This is a genomic window from Aliiruegeria haliotis, assembly GCF_003003255.1.
GTDB lineage: Bacteria > Pseudomonadota > Alphaproteobacteria > Rhodobacterales > Rhodobacteraceae > Tropicimonas > Tropicimonas haliotis.
Window position 1 is genome coordinate 493,793 of the sequence record NZ_PVTD01000001.1, and the last position, 17,150, is coordinate 510,942.

13 protein-coding genes are annotated in these 17,150 nt (G+C 64.9%); 4 read left to right on the forward strand and 9 right to left on the reverse strand.

The features are described from left to right. Window positions 1–49: 49 nt before the first annotated feature. Both CLV78_RS02235 and CLV78_RS02240 read left to right on the forward strand, forming a co-directional pair. Window positions 50–1,114, forward strand: a complete 1,065-nt coding sequence (locus tag CLV78_RS02235) for a YeeE/YedE family protein (RefSeq protein WP_106203133.1) — start codon at window positions 50–52, stop codon at window positions 1,112–1,114. A 313-nt stretch (window positions 1,115–1,427) separates the two neighbouring features. Beyond that, window positions 1,428–5,441, forward strand: a complete 4,014-nt coding sequence (locus tag CLV78_RS02240) for an ExeM/NucH family extracellular endonuclease (protein WP_106203134.1) — start codon at window positions 1,428–1,430, stop codon at window positions 5,439–5,441. Window positions 5,442–5,636: 195 nt separating this feature from the next. Here the strand turns inward: CLV78_RS02240 and CLV78_RS02245 are convergent, their stop codons facing one another. From CLV78_RS02245 to CLV78_RS02285, 9 genes are all read right to left on the reverse strand, one after another. Then, window positions 5,637–6,410, reverse strand: coding sequence for a creatininase family protein (locus tag CLV78_RS02245; RefSeq protein WP_106203135.1), 774 nt, complete (start codon window positions 6,408–6,410; stop codon window positions 5,637–5,639). Continuing rightward, window positions 6,407–7,324 (reverse strand): isopenicillin N synthase family dioxygenase, encoded by a 918-nt coding sequence (locus CLV78_RS02250; protein WP_106203136.1) that lies wholly within the window; start codon window positions 7,322–7,324, stop codon window positions 6,407–6,409. Before CLV78_RS02250 ends, CLV78_RS02245 begins: the two co-directional genes overlap by 4 nt. Next, window positions 7,321–7,959, reverse strand: coding sequence for an NAD(P)H-dependent oxidoreductase (locus CLV78_RS02255; RefSeq protein WP_106203137.1), 639 nt, complete (start codon window positions 7,957–7,959; stop codon window positions 7,321–7,323). Before CLV78_RS02255 ends, CLV78_RS02250 begins: the two co-directional genes overlap by 4 nt. 1 nt (window position 7,960) lies before the next feature. Further along, window positions 7,961–8,542, reverse strand: a complete 582-nt coding sequence (locus CLV78_RS02260; RefSeq protein ID WP_106203138.1) for an NAD(P)H-dependent oxidoreductase — start codon at window positions 8,540–8,542, stop codon at window positions 7,961–7,963. Next, window positions 8,539–9,942 carry an FAD-binding oxidoreductase gene (locus CLV78_RS02265; RefSeq protein ID WP_106203139.1) on the reverse strand — a complete coding sequence of 468 codons (1,404 nt, stop codon included), beginning with the start codon at window positions 9,940–9,942 and terminating at the stop codon, window positions 8,539–8,541. The genes CLV78_RS02260 and CLV78_RS02265 overlap by 4 nt, the downstream gene beginning before the upstream one ends. Then, a complete protein-coding gene (locus CLV78_RS02270) occupies window positions 9,939–11,207 on the reverse strand; it encodes a cytosine deaminase (RefSeq protein ID WP_106203140.1) in 1,269 nt (422 codons plus the stop codon). Before CLV78_RS02270 ends, CLV78_RS02265 begins: the two co-directional genes overlap by 4 nt. After that, window positions 11,207–12,055, reverse strand: coding sequence for an ABC transporter permease (locus tag CLV78_RS02275; protein WP_106203141.1), 849 nt, complete (start codon window positions 12,053–12,055; stop codon window positions 11,207–11,209). Before CLV78_RS02275 ends, CLV78_RS02270 begins: the two co-directional genes overlap by 1 nt. Beyond that, entirely contained in the window at window positions 12,052–12,852 is an 801-nt protein-coding gene (locus CLV78_RS02280) for an ABC transporter ATP-binding protein (protein WP_245924806.1), read from the reverse strand. Before CLV78_RS02280 ends, CLV78_RS02275 begins: the two co-directional genes overlap by 4 nt. A gap of 100 nt (window positions 12,853–12,952) precedes the next feature. Beyond that, window positions 12,953–13,945, reverse strand: a complete 993-nt coding sequence (locus CLV78_RS02285) for an ABC transporter substrate-binding protein (protein ID WP_342751782.1) — start codon at window positions 13,943–13,945, stop codon at window positions 12,953–12,955. A gap of 513 nt (window positions 13,946–14,458) precedes the next feature. On the opposite strand from CLV78_RS02285, the gene CLV78_RS02290 reads away from it, so the two are divergent. Continuing rightward, the gene (locus CLV78_RS02290; protein ID WP_106203142.1) at window positions 14,459–15,199 is read left to right on the forward strand and encodes a sulfite exporter TauE/SafE family protein; all 741 of its coding nucleotides are present in this window, start codon (window positions 14,459–14,461) and stop codon (window positions 15,197–15,199) included. A gap of 289 nt (window positions 15,200–15,488) precedes the next feature. After that, window positions 15,489–17,135 carry a calcium-binding protein gene (locus CLV78_RS02295; RefSeq protein ID WP_106203143.1) on the forward strand — a complete coding sequence of 549 codons (1,647 nt, stop codon included), beginning with the start codon at window positions 15,489–15,491 and terminating at the stop codon, window positions 17,133–17,135. Window positions 17,136–17,150 lie beyond the last annotated feature (15 nt).

Here is a 17,150-nt window from a genome sequence, read left to right on the forward strand (position 1 = left end):
ACGGCGTCGAGCAGGCTGAGCGGCAGCCACGCAGAAGGACAAGGGTGTCATGGAGATGCTGATCGACAGGTTTGGCGAAGACTGGCTGATGCTGGCCTCTGGCGTGCTGGTCGGCCTGATCTTCGGCGCCGCCGCCTACCAGTCCCGGTTCTGCCTGCGCGCCGCGACGGTGGAGGTGGCGAACCGCCAGCTTGGCCCGAAGCTCGGCATCTGGCTGGTGGCTTTCTTCGCGGCCCTTGCCACGGTGCAGGCGGCCCTCCTGCTGAGGGTCCTGGACGTCAGCGCGGCACGGCAACTCACCGGGACCGGCAGCCTTTCGGGGGCAATCATCGGTGGGCTTCTCTTCGGGTGCGGGATGATCCTGGCCCGGGGATGCGCCAGCCGCCTGTTGGTGCTGTCGGCCTCCGGCAACTTGCGGGCCATCGTTACCGGGCTGGTGCTGACACTCAGCGCCCAGGCCTCCCTGCGCGGCGTGCTGTCCCCCCTGCGCGAGACGCTCGCGGGGCTCTGGACAGTCTCCGGGATCGATTTTCGGCGCCTTGTCGACCCTGAAACCGAGGTCTTCCCGGTTATCGTGGCAGCCTGCGTCATCGCCTTCCTGGCGTCGGTGGCTTATGGGCTGTCCCGCCGCGTGCGGGCATGGGACCTGCTGGCGGCGGCTGTCGTCGGGCTGGCGATCTCTCTCGGCTGGTGGCTGACCTGGTTGATTGCCAATGCCTCCTTCGAGGTGGTGCAGGTCCAGTCGGTCACATTCACCGGCCCATCGACCGACACCCTCATGGCGCTGGTCAACGAGAGCGTCATGCCGCTGAGTTTCGGGCTGGGGCTGGTGCCGGGCGTCTTTGCCGGCGCCATGGTCGTGTCCGTCTTGAAGGGCGAGGCGCGGATACAGCGGTTCGAAACCGACACGCCGATGGAACGTTATCTCGTTGGCGGCGTGCTGATGGGCTTTGGCAGCATGCTTGCCGGTGGCTGTGCTGTCGGCGCGGGCATGGCGGGCGGGTCTGTCTTTGCGCTGACCGCCTGGCTTGCCGTGTTCTGCATGTGGATCGGTGCGGTCGCGACCCAATTGAGCCTGCACCGCCCGCTTGCGGCACGGGCCAGCCCCGGCTAGGCCGAATGCCCCAGGGCGGGGCCCCGCGCGCCCCTGCCGCGAATGCCGTTCGAGCGGCCATGAGCGCCCTCGGCCGCGCCCGATCCGGTCTCCGGTCCGGTGGATCGGAAAAGATGTATCAAATCCGCAAATTGCCGTGCTAGGCTGCCCGGAATGCCCGGGGGCTGCACGATTTCCTCGCCGTACCGGAGGCCGCGCGCGGCGGCTGTCTGGACGGAATTGCCGAGTGATTTGTCACGTGTTTCTTTCAAAGCTGTAGTCTGGGCAGGCCATGCCGCATTGCGGGTCACATTGAACGGGAAGGACGAACACGGTGTCGATCATTTTCAGGGAAGACTTTGAGACCGACGGAAACGGCGTGCGCTATTTCACGGCCACGCCGGAGTTCAGCGATGGCTTTTTCGACTTTTTCCTGCGGACCGACGGCGCGGGTATCGGGTCCGCCTACGAGGTCAGCGGTCAGTCGGGCGCATCCTTCTTCGCCGCGCAAGACATCGACGGAGAGGGCGGGCCGGGGTCGACCATGATCGTGTTCTCCGGCATCGACATCTCGGGCTACAGCGACCTCGTCTTCTCCGGTTTGTTCGCCGAAGACGATTCCAGCGACGGCAACGAGGATTGGGATGCCGATTCGAACGTGCTGATCGAGGTCCGCATTGACGGCGGCGGCTGGGTCCCCGTCCTCCAGTTCGCAGAGAGCGGCGGGACGAACAGCGCGCCGGGGCTCGATACAGATTTCGACGGCGTGGCGGACGGGGCGGCGCTGACCGACGTCTTCACTGCCTATGCGGCGGCAATCGGGGGTACGGGCTCCGTGCTGGACTTGCGCCTGTCGATCGACGGGCTGTCTGCCGGAGACGAGGATATCGCCTTTGACAACCTGATGCTCAGCGGGACCCCGGCGGCGCCCGCGGTGCTGGACGAGACATTTGACGACGCCAGCAAGTTCACCACCTCCGTCGGTTTCTTCTCTGACGGATCCGCTGACTACCTTGGGCTCTCCGACGGGGCGGGCGGAGGCGATTTCGGCGGCGATCCGATCCCGTCCCAACGCAAGAGCTACACCGGCAACGATGGCGCCTACCTGACGGGCATGGACCTCGACGGCGAAGGCGCCACGCTGCCGATCACGGTTGAATGGACCGGCCTCGACATCGCCGGGCTTCAGGATCTGGTATTCACCGGCGACTTCGCCGAAGCCTTTGATTCCCCGGGCGATATCGACGACAGCGACTACATCCGCCTCGTCGCGGTGATCGACGGCGGCCCGGAGCAGGAATTGCTGGATTTCCGCGGAGCGGATTTCACCTCCGGCGACTTCAACGGCAACTTCCGGCTCGACACGGACGGCGACGATGTCGGGGACGGCGCCGTGCTGTCCGACGCGCTGACGGAGTTCGCGGCAAACATCGCGGGAACCGGCCTGACCCTGGATCTGCGGCTGGAGGTCTCGGTCAATGCCGGCGACGAGGACTTTGCTGTCGACAATTTCAGGATCGTCGGCACCAGCGGCGGCACGGTTACCCCGGCCGTGATCGCGGACGCCGGCGACGGTCTTTTGGTGGATGAGAATGGCACGCTCACGGACAGCTTTACCCTGGCGCTGAGCACAGTGCCCGGCGATGCCGTGACGGTGACAATCGCCGGCGACGGCCAGAGCCTCGTCAGCCTCGATGGCGTGAACTTCTCCGAGACCCTGAATGTCGTGCTGTCCGACACCGACGCGGAGACGGTGCAGGTCCGGGCGGTGGACGATGCCATCGGAGAGACCATTCCGCACCTGGGCGCATTGTCGTTCACGGTTTCGAGCGCCGACCCGGAGTATGACGGGCTGGAACTGAGCGATCTGGGCGTGTCGGTTCAGGACAATGACGTGATGAAGATCCACACTGTTCAGGGCAGCGGAGCGGCCTCCGCGCTCGACGACCATGTCGTGACAGTGGAAGCGATCGTCACCAGCCTCGTGAAAACCAATTCGGGGAGTGTCGTGGGATACTTCCTGCAGGAGGAGGACGCCGACGCCGATGGCGATGCGGCGACGTCCGAAGGGATCTACGTCTTTGACTTCGGCGCCACGGTCTCGGTCGGCGACCACCTGCGGGTGACCGCTCGCGTGGACGAGTTCAACGGCCTGACCGAACTGACCTCCGTCGAGGAAACCCTGGTGCTGTCGACCGGCAACGCTTTGCCCACGACAAGCGTCATCACCATTGGCATGTCCGACGGCTTCGAGGCCTACGAGGGCATGCGCGTCGAGTTGATCTCCGGCTCGACTGACCCGTTGACGGTGATCGAGAACTTCAACCTCGGCCGCTTCGGATCGGTGGTCATGTCGGAGGGCAACCAGTACCAGCCGACCCAGCTTTTCGATGCGCAGTCCCAAGCCACCGAGGTCGCCGACCTCGCCGCCGCCAATGCCGCCAACCGCATCACCATCGACGACGGCATCACCAGCCAGAACCCGGATATCTACCGGCTGATCGACAGCGGCGACGGTACGCCGCTCGAAGCCGGGGATCCAATCACGGAGGCTGGACCGACCCTGCGGCTCGGCGCGCAGACGGAGACCGTTGTTGGCGTGCTGGACTACAGCTTCGGCCAGTTCCGTCTGAATGCCGACGGGCCACTCGACACGATCGCGGGCACCAACGAAGGCGCCCGGGAACCCGACGTTCCCGAGGTGGGTGGCGAGTTGAAAGTGGCGAGTTTCAACGTGTTGAACTATTTCACCACGCTGGACCAGCCCGGCGCCGGAACCGGGCCGGACGGCACGCTTGACCCGCGCGGTGCGGACGATGCAGGCGAGCTGGTGCGCCAGACCGCCAAGATCGTCGCCGCCCTGACCGAGCTCGACGCCGATATCATTGGCCTGCAGGAGCTGGAGAACAACGGTTTCGGCACCGGCAGCGCGATTGCCACGCTGGTCGATGAACTCAACACCGCCCTCGGCGCCGAGGTCTATGCCTTCGTCGATCCGGGAGACGATTTCGTCGGCACGGACGCGATCATGACGGGCATCATCTACAAGGCAGACAGCGTCAGCCTTGTGGGTGCCGACACGCTGACCTTCGCGGAAGCCTCGGCTGCGACAACGCTGGCTGTCGCGGAAGACCTTAACCCCTATGCGTCTTCGGACGATCAGGTGGCGGACTTGCAACGCAACCGTCCGGCGACGGTCGCGACATTCGCCGACGAGGACGGCAGCGAGATCACGGTTGTCTCCAACCACTTCAAGTCCAAGGGAGACAGCAACCTGCAGGACCTCTACCTTGACGCTGTGAACGCAGGCGCGCCGCAGGGACTGATCGACGCGCTGCTGGCCGATCCGAACTACGATCAGGGCGACGGTCAGGGGTTCTGGAACGGGGTGCGCACCGATGCGGCGCTGGAACTGGCCGGGTGGCTGGAAACCAACCCGACAGGTGCCGCCGATCCCGGCAATATCATCGCGCTTGGCGACCTGAATGCCTATGCCATGGAAGACCCGGTGCAGGCGTTGCTCGGGGCTGGCTACACGGACCTCGCGGCTGCCTTCATCGGGGAGGACGCCTACAGCTTTGTCTTCAACGGCCAGCGCGGCACGCTGGACTATGGTCTTGCTTCCGGTGGCATCCTCGACAACATCACCGGCGTGGCGGAGTGGCATATCAATGCCGACGAGCCCGGTCTGCTGGGGTATGACACCAGTTTCAACAACCCGGCCTTCTACAACGACGACCTCTTCGCGGCATCCGATCACGACCCGATGGTGATCGGCGTCGAACTGGACGATCCGACGATTGCCGCGCGGCTGGATTTCGTGGACGGCCATCGCTGGGGCGCCAAGGCGGTCTATTCCGTCGATGGCGAAGAAGTCGGCGCCCGGCATCTGGGCTTGGTTCAGGGCAGGATCAACGTGAACAAGGCCGGCATCAGGATCGATGCGGAGGACGGCAAGCGCTGGACGCCGGACCTGCTGTCGACGCTTGGCGATGGCCTTTCGGTGGCAAACCCGACGGGGTGGTGCTGGTGGAAGGACACGTCGGTGGACAACAGCGAGTCCGTCAGCTTCTCCCTGAGGGATCGCGGTGGTCTGGGCGATGCGCTGGAGGTGGCCTTCGAGTTCGTCGATATCTCCGGGCCGGGCGATGTCACGCTGGAGTTCTACCAAGGCCGCGCGCTGGTCGAGGTTGCCGAGTTGAACATCGTCGACGGCGGCGTGTCCCACGATCTGGCGGGCAACACGTCCTTCGACAAGGTGGCCCTGTCGGTTGAAAACGGCACCGAACTGGAGATTTCGGCCGTCGAGTTCGGACGTTTGGTCGAGCAGGATTACTTCGGCGTCTGAGGCACGGTGTCCCGAGCCGACGGTCAGGTGAAACAGCATTCGCGCCGGGAAACCGGCGCGAATTTTTTCTTTTGAAATAGCGTGTTGCGATCCGGCGCCTTGTCGCGGGGCGGCGGCATGCCCCGCGGCGCGGCACGAGAGAGGACCGGGGTCTGAGCCGCGCCGACCGGGTGGCTCAGGGTCGGGGCGGGTGGGTCACGTGAAGCTGTCGAGCGATGTATCCCGCACCTTGCGCAGCAACTCGATGAAGCCCGCGACCTGGTGTCGGCAGGTGGCCTCGCCCTTTTCCGCCGTTGCCAGATGCGCTTCGCCAACGGCACCGTCGGGGTTCAGGTCGGTGGAGATCCAGCCATAGGAGATCGGCCCGATGGGAGAGATCGGCCCGCTTTCTGCCGTGGAGGCGAAGTCCCCTGCGCGGGTCATGTCCACGCAGTCCGGCTGGAACGTCAGCATGAGGGAGGTTTCCACGTCGCCGCCATGAATGCCGAAGCTGCTCTCACGCTCGGAATACATCCCCTCGGGGCGACCAAACCCGCCCCATTGGCATTTCACCGCCAGCATCCGTTCCCGGATCCGCAACTCCCGCGAGAGGATGGAGACAAGATCGAGGTTGCCTCCATGGCTGTTGACGATGACGATCTTGCGTAGCCCGGCGCGGGCGACGGACTGGCCGATCTCGATCCAGATCCGAAGCGCGTTCTCCGCCGAGAGCGTCAGAGTGCCACCGATGTGCATGTGCTCGTTCGATTTTCCGACGGCCTGCGTCGGCAGGATCACCACGTCGAGGTCGTCGGGGCAGGTGCGACGGAACTCGGCGAGCATGCCTTCGGCGATCGTCGTGTCGGTGCCTGTGGGCAGATGCGGCCCGTGCTGCTCGATGGCGGCCGTGGGCAGGATCGCGATGACCTTCTCGGGGTCCATCGCCTTGAATTCGGGGGCCCGGTGCTGGGCCCAGTCAAAACGTCTCATTTCGTCTCCGGCGGGGTGTAGGTCGCGTCAAGCCGCGAGCGCAGATAGTTGGCGCCGGTGATCGGCGCATATTTGGGCGTGCCGGTGCCCGGAAGGGCCGCCACCACGCTGTCGGGGTTCGGATCGAGGAAAAAGGCGATGGAGCGGCGGACGCGTTCCGGCGCCAGCACCCGGTGCGGGGTGGAGACATAGGTGTCGTTCGTCCACCGCATCAGGCAGTCGCCGATGTTGACCACGTAGGCGCCCGCCACATGGGGAACATCCATCCAGTCGCCCCCGCGCGGGCGGACCTGAAGCCCGGCCACGCCGTCGGTCGTGAGCAGCGTGATCGAGCCGTAGTCGCTGTGCGCACCGGCGCCGATCCCATCGCCGCCAGCCGGGTAGCGCAGAACCCGCAATGTTGCCATCGGTTCGGTGAAATGCGGTGCGAAGAAGCCTTTCGGCAATCCCAGTTCGATCTCGAATGCCTCATGGAGCGCCACGCCGAGCGACAGCGCGGCGCCGTAATACTCCAGCATGGTCTCCCGGAACCCGTCCTGTTCCGGCCAGACGTTCACGCCTCGGAAAGGGTCGCCCGCGATCACGCGGGGGTCATCGGCGGGCAGGTCGAAGCCGACGTTGAACGCCTCCTTGCGGTCCATCTGGCCACTGGTGTCGTCCAGCGCCTCCGACCCCATACAGGCCCAGCCCCGGTTGTGCCGGTTGCGCCGGATGTCGAGCGTCGTCTTCTCGGCCTCGGTGCGGGCGAAGAAGGCGTCAGACTGGGCGAAGACCCGGTCTATCAGCGTCCCCGGAATGCCGTGGTTGGCGAGCAGGAAAAACCCGGTGTCCCGGCAGGCACGGCCCAGATCGGCCACGAAGCCGTCGCGGTCAGTGGCGTCTGCAAAGCGCGACCAGTCGAGTATGGGGATCATGCGGGATCCTCCGTCGTCCGGGGGGCGGCAGCGGTCGCGCCGCGCAACAGCTTGTCCATCTTGCGTCGGACCCGCGTGAGGTGTTTCGCCCGGCTGGCATCGGTGGAGCTGTCCATCAGGTAGTGCGCTGCAAACGCGACGCGGCGGCGCGGTGCGCAGAGCACGCCGACCCCGCGCAGCAGCGTCCGCCTCCCCGGTGCGCCGACAAACCGGGTCAGCCACCAGCTGGCCCCGCAGGTGGTGAAGACGCCGAGCCGCTTGATGTGCTGAAGCGCCGGGCGGATGGTGCTGTGCGTCGCATCCGGCATCAGGAAGGCGACCTCCGGGAGCAAGACCCGGTCGAGCCAGCCCTTCAACACCGCCGGCAGCCCGTACCACCAGGTCGGGTAGACGAAGATCAGCGTATCGCACCAGCGGATCGCCTCGACGTCCCCGGCGACCGGCGCGATGCTGTCGGGATAGTCGAAATAGCGCTCCAGTTCGCCGGCACCCAGCACCGGCTGGAAGCCGCTGGCATAGAGGTCCAGAAGCCGTACTTCCGCGCCCCGCGCCTCCAGTTCGCCGACGACCACATCACGAATGGCGGCGGTGAAACTTTCGGGGCGGGGGTGGCAATAGATGACGACCGCGCGCATGTCAGAATGTCTCCATTTCGCGGCCGACCTTCGAAAGAAAGGCACCGCGCCTGGCATCGTCTGCGCGGTTCATGTCGTAGAGCGCAAGGTATTTCATGCTGTCGGGACGACAGACATGCCAGACCGCGCGTTTCACACAGTGGCGCGGGGGGTCGCCTGCCAGTAGCGCGCGGACCCGCGTGCCGCCATAGGTCGTCACCGCCGCGAGCTTGCGAATGTGGGTGAGGTTGGGCCTCACCTTGCCATCGACCAGCTTGAAGGAGACGCCGGGCAGGAAGACCCGGTCAAGAAACCCCTTCAGGATCGCGGGGTAGCCGAAGTTCCACACCGGGAACACCATGACCATCGCATCGGCCGCCCGCAGCCGTTCCACATAGCCTCGGACGGGTTCGATATTGGGGCCGACCTCGTGATAGCCGCGCCGCTCCGCCTCGGTCAGAACCGGGCTGAAGCCTTCGGCGTTCAGGTCGCAATCGTCAACCTCCCACCCCCGTGCCGACAGCGAGTCGACGACGCGGGAATGCAGCGCAGAGGAAAAGCTCTCCGGGCAGGGATGGGCAAACAGGACAAGCGCGCGGGTCATGCCGGCGACTGGATCTTCGGGTAGGAATACATGCCGTCGAATGTCCAGTCGGGGTCGTCCCAGGAAATCATCTTGCCGGGGTTCAGCAATCCCTTCGGGTCGGCCTCCTGCTTGAAACGGAGCTGGCGGTCGTCGACCGTCTGCCGGCCGCCTTCTTCCAGCGTGTAGCGGTGCGGGTTGAAGATCAGCGCGCCGATCTCCTCGTGGCGGCGGATGATCTCGTCCAGGCGCTCCTGGGTGGTGAATTTCACCATCGTCAGCCCGGCAAAGATCACCTTGCCGCTTTCGCGCATGACTTCGAGGTGTTGGAGGATCTCCGGCGAGAACTCCTTCCGGATGGTCTCGATCTTCTCCATGTAATCGGGGAAGCCGTAGCGGACCTGAAGATAGGTGATCGACGGGTCGACCTTCAGCGCGCGCAGCGTGGTGTGGTTCCAGCCGTATTCGAAGATCGGGCCGGGGCCGCGTTTCCAGTCGTTTTCCTGATCCGAGCGATAGAGCAGCGAGGCCTCCGGGCGGCGGCCGAGGAAGGTCAGGAACCCGTCCATGGAATGTGGCGCCACGGCGAGCGCGACCAGGTGCGTCTCTGGTGTGACGTGGGGCTTCACCCGCAGGAAGTAGTCATGCGCCACCGGCGCCTCGAAGACGGAGGCGACCTTGATCAGGATGCCATCCTGTTCGGCCAGGTCGGCGGCGAATTGCGCGGCTGCGGGGAAGGTGTCGAAGGTGACAAAAAGGTCGGTCCAGTCGTAGGCCGGGGCAAGCGGCATCTCGATCTCGGTGATGATGCCGTTGGTTCCGTAGGCGTGGGACACGCGGGCCAGTTCCTCGCCGGTGAATTCGAGGATGCGCGGCTCCTCCTCCATGGTCACGACCCGCAGGCGGATGATATTGCCGAGATCCCGCAGCGCGCCCCATTTGCACGAGCCGATGCCACCGGACCCCCCGGCGATGAACCCGCCGATCGTCGCGGTGGCGTAGGTGGAGGACATCATGCGCAGTTCCTGCCCGGAATGGGCCTTGGTCGCCGCGTCGAGGTCTTTCAGGATGCAGCCGGGCTCCGCGATCACGCGACCGGGGTGGATCTCCTTCACATTGTCCATGGCCTTCATGTGCAGGATGCACCCCCCCGAGAGCGGCATCGCCTGGCCGTAGTTGCCGGTGCCGGCCCCCCGCGTCGTGACCGGCACGTTGTGGGCATAGCAGACACGGAGGATCTCGATCACCTCCGCCTCGTTGCGTGGCGTGACGACAAAATCCCCGACCACGTGGTCCAGCGCGTCCTTCAGCGCCGGCGAGTACCAGAAGAAATCGCGGCTCTTGGCGCGGATGGAGATCGGGTTCTCGTCGAGGTCGAGGTAGGCGAGGGCGGCCTTGGCGGCGGCGATATCGGCGGTCATGCGGACTCCATCAGGTCGTCGAGTTCGGAATAGGCGGGAAGGGTGCGGTCGATGGCCTTGCCTCGACGCAGCACGATACGGTCGGATTGCGGTCGGGCCAGAAGCTCCGTCCAGCTGCGCGCGTTGAACACCACGAGGTCGGCCGGGGCACCGGGCGCGAGGCTCGGTGCGTCGAAGCCGCAGGCCCTCGCGGGGTTGGCGGTGAAGGCGAGCGGCCAGTCGGAACGCGAATGGTCCAGGTGCCCGATGCGGGTCGCCTGCCGCAGCACCTCCAGCATGTCCAGATCGCCATAGGCATAGAACGGGTCGCGGGTGTTGTCGGATGCAAAGCTCACGTTGATCCCGCGGGCGACCATCTCGTGCACCAGAGTGATGCCACGGTTGCGCGGGGTGCGCCCGTCGTGGCGGTCCTGAAGGTAGAGGTTGCACATGGGAAGGGAGACGACGTTGATCCCGGCCTTTGCCACGAGGTCCAGCGTATCCAGCGCCCGAGCCTCGTCCTGCGTGGAGAGCGAGCAGCAATGCCCGACGACGACCGGCGCGGAAAAGCCGGTTTCAAGCACGGCTTCTGCAATCGCCCGCAGGGTTTCGGAACTTGCATCCATGGTCTCGTCGACGTGGAAATCCGCGGCGAGGCCACGCTCCGCAGCCATGCGGAAAAAGGTGCGGATCCGCTCGGCGACATCCGGCACCGGATAGGTGACCATGCCCAGCACGCCGCCGAACTCGGCCACCAGGTCGGCCGTGTGGCGGAATGCGCCCCCGTCCTCGACACGGTCGCAGGCCACAAGGTTGGCCATCTGAAGGTCGATCCTGCCAGCCCAGTCCTCGCGGATTTCACGGAAGACCGGCCAGGAGATGTCGTCTTGTGGCGGCAGTGAATCCAGATGGGTGCGAATGGCGCGAGTGCCGTGGGCATAGCCGCAGCGCAGGGCAAAGTCGGCGCGGCGGCGAACATCCTCGGCGGACCAGTTGGCGGCGCGGTCTTCTCCCACCGCGGTCAGCGCCCCCATGAAGGTGCCATCGGGATTGCCGGCGCGCGGCCAGATATGGCCCTTGTCGAGATGGGTGTGCATGTCGACGAAGGCGGGCAGCACCATGGCGCCCTGCATGTCGATGACCTTGCCGCCGCCCGCGCCGACCCGACCATTCTCGATCGAGAGATCGGTGCGCACGAGGTCGCCCGTCTGGCCGTAGAGACAGGCCGGCACGACGACATTGGAAAGCGTCAGCGGGCCGGTTGGAAGGGTTCGGAAATCTTGCATCAGTGATCTCTTTTCAGGGCGCTCTCATGCCACTTGTGCAGGAGCATGTGGCTGATCAGCGAAAGGGCTGCGAAGATGAAAACACCCATGGCCGCGACCAGCGACAGGGCGGCGAACATGCGGGCGATGTTGAGCCTGTAGCCGGCTTCCTGGATGCGGAAGGCAAGGCCGGTGCCGACACCGCCGGTACCGGCGACCAGCTCGGCCACCACGGCGCCGATGAGCGACAGGCCACCCGCGATCTTCAGCCCGCCAAGGAAGTAGGGCAGGGCGGAGGGCAGTTGCAGCATTGTCAGCCGCTGCCAGCGCGTGGCACCGTAGATCCGGAACAGGTCGCGCAGGTTGTGATCGACGGAGTTCAGCCCCAGCGTGGTCGAGGACAGCACCGGGAAGAAGGCCACGAGCCAGGCGCAGAGCAGCATCCCGGCGACCTTGCTGTCGACATAGATGAAGATCAGCGGCGCGATGGAGACCACCGGCGTCACCTGGAGGATCACCGCGTAGGGGTAGAAGGACATCTCCAGCATCTTCGACTGGTTGAAGAGGATCGCGAGCCCCGCGCCCCCCAGCACCGCCAGCCCCAGCGCCATCAGCGTGATGCGGCCGGTCAGGATGGCGGAGTCGAACAGGATGTCCCAGTCGCCGGTCAGGCTGTCCCAGACATTGCGCGGGCTGGGGAGGATGTAGTGCGGGATCGCGTTCGCCGTCACGATCCAGTCCCAGGTCACCAGCGTGACGAACATTACCACGATGGGCATCGTCCAGCGGGCAACCCGCTCGATCTGCCGTTTGCGGATGCGCCGGGCTTCTTCGGTATCGATTTCGGGGATGGTGTCGGCAACGCTCATGCGGCATCTCCCATGGCTTCGTGGAGGGCGTCCGAGGCTGCGCGGCAATGCGCGGCGTAGTCGGCAGAGGTGCGGAAATCCTCGTCGCGGGGGTAAGGTTCGTCCACCTGCACCTCCCGGATGACCCGTCCCGGACGCGCCGCCATCACCACGATCCGGTCGGAGAGGAACACGGATTCGAACACCGAGTGGGTGACGAAGATCACCGTGCAGCCGATCTTCTGCTTCAGTTCCAGCAGGTCGTTGTTCAGCTTGAACCGCGTGATCTCGTCGAGTGCCGCGAAGGGCTCGTCCATCAGGATCAGGCGGGGATGGGTGACCATGGCGCGGGCGATGGAGACGCGCATCTTCATGCCGCCCGACAGCTCCCGCGGGTAGGAATTGGCGAATTTGCCAAGGCCGACGAGGTCCAGCGCCTCCTTCACGTCGTCGCGCACCGAGCTGTGGGACTTGCCCCGCAACCGGAACGGAAGCGACACATTCTGCGCCACTGTTGCCCAGGGCATGAGCGTCGGTTCCTGGAAGACGACGCCGAGGTCGCCCCTGTGCTGCCCGCCTTCCCAGTCGATACGGCCGGCGGTCGGCTGCATCAGCCCCGCGATCAGCCGCAGCGCGGTGGACTTGCCGCAGCCGGAGGGACCGAGCAGCGAGATGAAATCGCCCTCGTTCACGTCGAGGTGCATGCCGCGCAGCGCGACGACATCGCCGCCGAAAACCTTGTCGACCCGGTCCATGGTCAACAGGCGCGGACGTTCGTTGAGCGGCGCAAGCGCGCCGGGAGTGGTGACGAGGCTCATGGAATTCCGTTCGGTCCTGCGGGAGGGCGGGGTGGCCCGCGCCTCCGGTCAGTGGTGCGGCGAGACACATGGCCGTCCCGCCGCGTGGTCATGTCAGGGGCTATTTCTTCAGGTCCAGCCCGACGCCCTTGTTGGCAAAGGAAGTGTCCAGGGCGGCTTTCCAGTCCAGCCCGTCCTCGATCACGCCGGCGGCGACCATCTTGGCATAGAAGTCACCGACCTTCTCCTCGGTGATCGCGCCGATGCCGAGCGTCTCCGCGTCGCCGGAATCCGCGATGCCGTTGGCCTTCATCTTCTCGATGGCGAAGGCGATCTTCTCGTCGGTCATGTCCGGGTTATCGGCCTTGATCATGTCGTTGGCGGCGGCATTGTCGCCGTACAGGTAGTTGTACCACCCCTTGATCGAACCATCGACAAAACAGCTCACCACCTCCGGTTTGGTCTCGATCGTGTTCTTCATGGTTTCGATCGTGGTGGCGTAGGTGGAGTATCCCGCATCGGCGATCAGGAAGACATTGGGAGTGAACCCGCCTTCTTTTTCAATGACGTAGGGCTCGGAGCTCAGGTAACCCTGCATGCCGACCGTCTTGTCGGCGAGGAAGGGCGCGGGGTTGAATGTGTAGGGTTTGCGCTGCTCCACGGTAAAGCCGTATTCGGCAATCATCCACTGGTAGTAGCTGGCGAAACCATTGTCGCCGATGAGCAGCGTCAGGTCCTTCAGGTCCTCCCAGCTGTCGGCCTCTCCGGGGTGGGCGATGATCACCTGCGGATGCTTCTGGAAGATCGCGGCGACGGAGACGACCGGGATGCCTTCCTTGACTGCGTTGAAGGCTTGCAGCATGTCGCCGCCCATGTGGAAATCGATCTTGCCGGCCATCATCAGTGCGCGATTGTTCACCTGCGGCCCGCCCGGAAGGATCTCCACGTCGAGACCGCATTCGGCGTAGGTGCCATCGGCGACAGACTGGTAGAAGCCGCCGTGCTCGGCCTGGGCAAGCCAGTTGGTGCCGTAGGTCGCTTTCACGTTTTCGGCGCCGGCCGTTGTGGCGGCGAGTGCGAGCAGGGCGGAGACCGCCGTCGTCATGTGGTTCATGGAAATGTTCCCCGTTGCGAGTTTTGCCCGCACGTTATGAAGAGGAAATCGTTTTCTGAACCAGTTGGCCCTGTCAGCGATGCACCGGACGCGTCAAAAAGGCGGCTTTGTGTGCGCAAATTTGGGCACTTGCCTAAAAGCAGGGCGGTTCTCCGGGTGTCTCGCCGGGAATCGGTCGCGGGCGACAGGATCGACGGAAAGGTGCGCCAACGGTCTGCGACCGATCCTGATCCGTGGGGAGTATCACCGAGCGGCAATCCGGGCGACAGGCCCGCCGAACCTGCGCAGGGGGCGCGTGGTTGGGTGCGGGTCTGCGCCCGTCGTCGCAGAGGGGCAATGCGGCAGAAATGCCTCACCTGCCGCGGGGCCGCATTGCCATCTGGCGGATTCCCGGCGATGACCACGAACGGGCGGCCGATTGCCAATCGCCCCGCGGGATCGGGACACCGGTGGCTGCCAATGCCCTCTAATTGGGCGGCATGGGCATACGGTGCAACAGACAAGGGAACGCCTATGGATTTCTGGATCGTGGCCGGGCTGGCCGCCTTTCTCATGGGGTTATCCAAAGGTGGAGTGCCGATGATCGCCATGCTCTCGGTGCCGATCATGTCGCTCTACATGGAGCCGGCGCTGGCGGCCGGGCTGCTGCTGCCGATCTACAATATCGCCGACCTCCATGCGATCTACCTGTTCCGAAAGGCCTTTTCGCTCCGGATCCTGAAGATCATGTTGCCGGGCGCCGTTGTCGGTATTTTCACCGGCTACATGGCCGTCGCCTATGTCCCGCCCGATTTCGCCAAACTGCTGGTGGCGGCGATCGGCCTGTCCTACCTCTTCAATGCCCTGCGCAACCGCCTGCGGGCGCGGGAGGTGCCGCCACGGGATGCGGATGTGCCGCGCGGGCTGATCTGGGGCGCGTTGGCCGGGCTTGCGAGCTATATCAGCCACGCCGGAGGCCCGCCGTTCCAAGCCTATGTCCTGCCGCAGAAACTCGACAAGATGGTCTACCTCGGGACCACGACGATCTTTTTCACGGTGGTGAACGCGATGAAGGTGCCGCCCTTCATCCTCGCGGGCCAGATCACTATGGACTCGTTCCTGCAGGCGATCTGGCTTGCTCCGTTGGCTTTGCTTGGCGCCGGAAGCGGGGCGGTGATTGCGCGGATGTTGTCGGACCGCGTGTTCTTCATCCTGATCGAGGTCGCGCTAGCGGCCGTCTCCTTCAAACTGCTGTTCGAGGTATTCTGGGGATAGCCCGCCACGTGCTTCATGCGGCCCGCGGACCGTCGGTCAGGTCCGTGCGACCGGGGCGATCCGCGTGCCCCTACATTGTTGCAGTTTCGCAACGTGACGTTGGGTCATGAAGCTCGACGCCAGGGGGAATCCCTCGGATCCGGCGCCACCCGGTCTATTATGACGTCTGGCAAACTGCGGCGTGCGGGCGCCGGTCTATTCTGTTTGCGGATGGACCGGCCCGCCGCCGGGATGCAAGGGGCCGGTTTGTCCGGACCCGATGTTTTGACAACTGACTCGGACGACCATTGTGACAATCTACATTTCCCCTGCAGAAGCCGGTGCTTACACGGTTTACCTCGAGTTCGACTACAACGTGACCCCGACGCCGGCCGTGAACCCGCCGTTCGATGCCTATGGCGGTACGCAGACGATCGCGGGCGTGACGCTTTCGGGAAATCCCTACGGCGTCACCTATGTGGCGAGCTATCCGAACGGAACCGGGTATTACGAGCGATTGGTGAAGCGCTATCATCTGGAGAGACCGGCCGATTTCGACGAGTTTGCAACCGCCGTAGTGAGGGTTGGAGCGTCGTTCCAGACCAAGTATGCCGTGGGCGACATGGATCTGAGGGCACTGGCGGCCACCGGTGTCCCCGGTGACGCGTTCGTCATTGGCAGTCCCGGCGATCCGGGCAATCCCGGCACGGGCCCGGGAACAGATCCCGGCACGGACCCGGGCGACGATTTGCGAGACAAGATCGATTTCGATGCGTTGTCCGACAAGTTCGCGGCAGGGGATCCTTCGTGGTCGGCGGAATTGCCCAAGCTCCAGCTGCCCAGCAACGGACGATCCGGAGAGGCACTTGGCACGGCTCTCGCGGGGGCATTGCTGAACTACCTCGACGATCTGGGAAGGTATGGCGTCGGACGCGGCTACGACGAGATGCAGGACCGGTTGGAGCGAAAGGAAAACCTCCTGCAAGACTATCTCGGCAAGGCGTTGGACTTCGTCTTCGGCTCTCCGACACGGGATCTGAGAGCCGAGCTGGAAGGTGGAGAAGCCAGCTACCGCGACCATGAAAAGGCTTGGCGCAAGGCAAAAATCGAATCCCTGCCCGGCGACGCGCTGGACGACGGGCTCAAGGATCTCGGAGTGTCCGACAGCGCGCGACTGCTCCTGAAGGAACTCTCCGTGTCGCAGCACGAGGAAAATTCGGTTTTCGCCGATTTCGGCCGCACGTTCCGGGCCCTCGTGGCCAGCGGCGAAGGGATGACAGCGGTCATCGGCGAACGAATGCGGAAGGTCGTCGGCTCCGGCTACGATGACCTCGTTGTCAACGACGACGAGAAATTTGGTGGCGGCGTCGACCGGATCCAGCTCGGCAAGGGGGCGGATGTCTTCTATGACGGGAATGGCCGCTCCAAGGTTCTAGGCGGGTCCGGCAATGACGAGATCTATACCTACGGCGGCGCCGACACGGTCATCGGCGGAAATGGGGGCGACGTGGTGCTTACCGGTGGCGGCAAGGACTCCCTGTCGGGCGGGCGCGGCCCTGACCTGCTGGACGGCGGGCGCGGCAGTGATCTGCTCAAGGGCGGCGCCGGTGCCGACACGATACTCGCCGGAGCAGGCCAGGACCTGCTCAATGGCGGCGGCGGTCGGGACCGGATGCTTGGCGGCGACGGCCGGGACACGCTTCGCGGCGGCGGCGGAAATGACCGGCTTTTTGGAGGCGCGGGAGGCGATGTGTTCGTCTTTCAGCGGCACGCCGGGCGGGACTGGGTGAAGGATTTCGAACAGGGCAGGGACAAGGTACAGGTCAATGGCGCCGATTTCCGGGATCTCTCTTTCGAGCGGCTCGGGTTCCACACTGTCGTGCACTGGAAAGACGAAGAAATCGTCATCGAGGGCGTCCTCCCGCGGGAACTGTCGGCGGACGATTTCCTGTTTTGACGCAGAAGCGCGGTT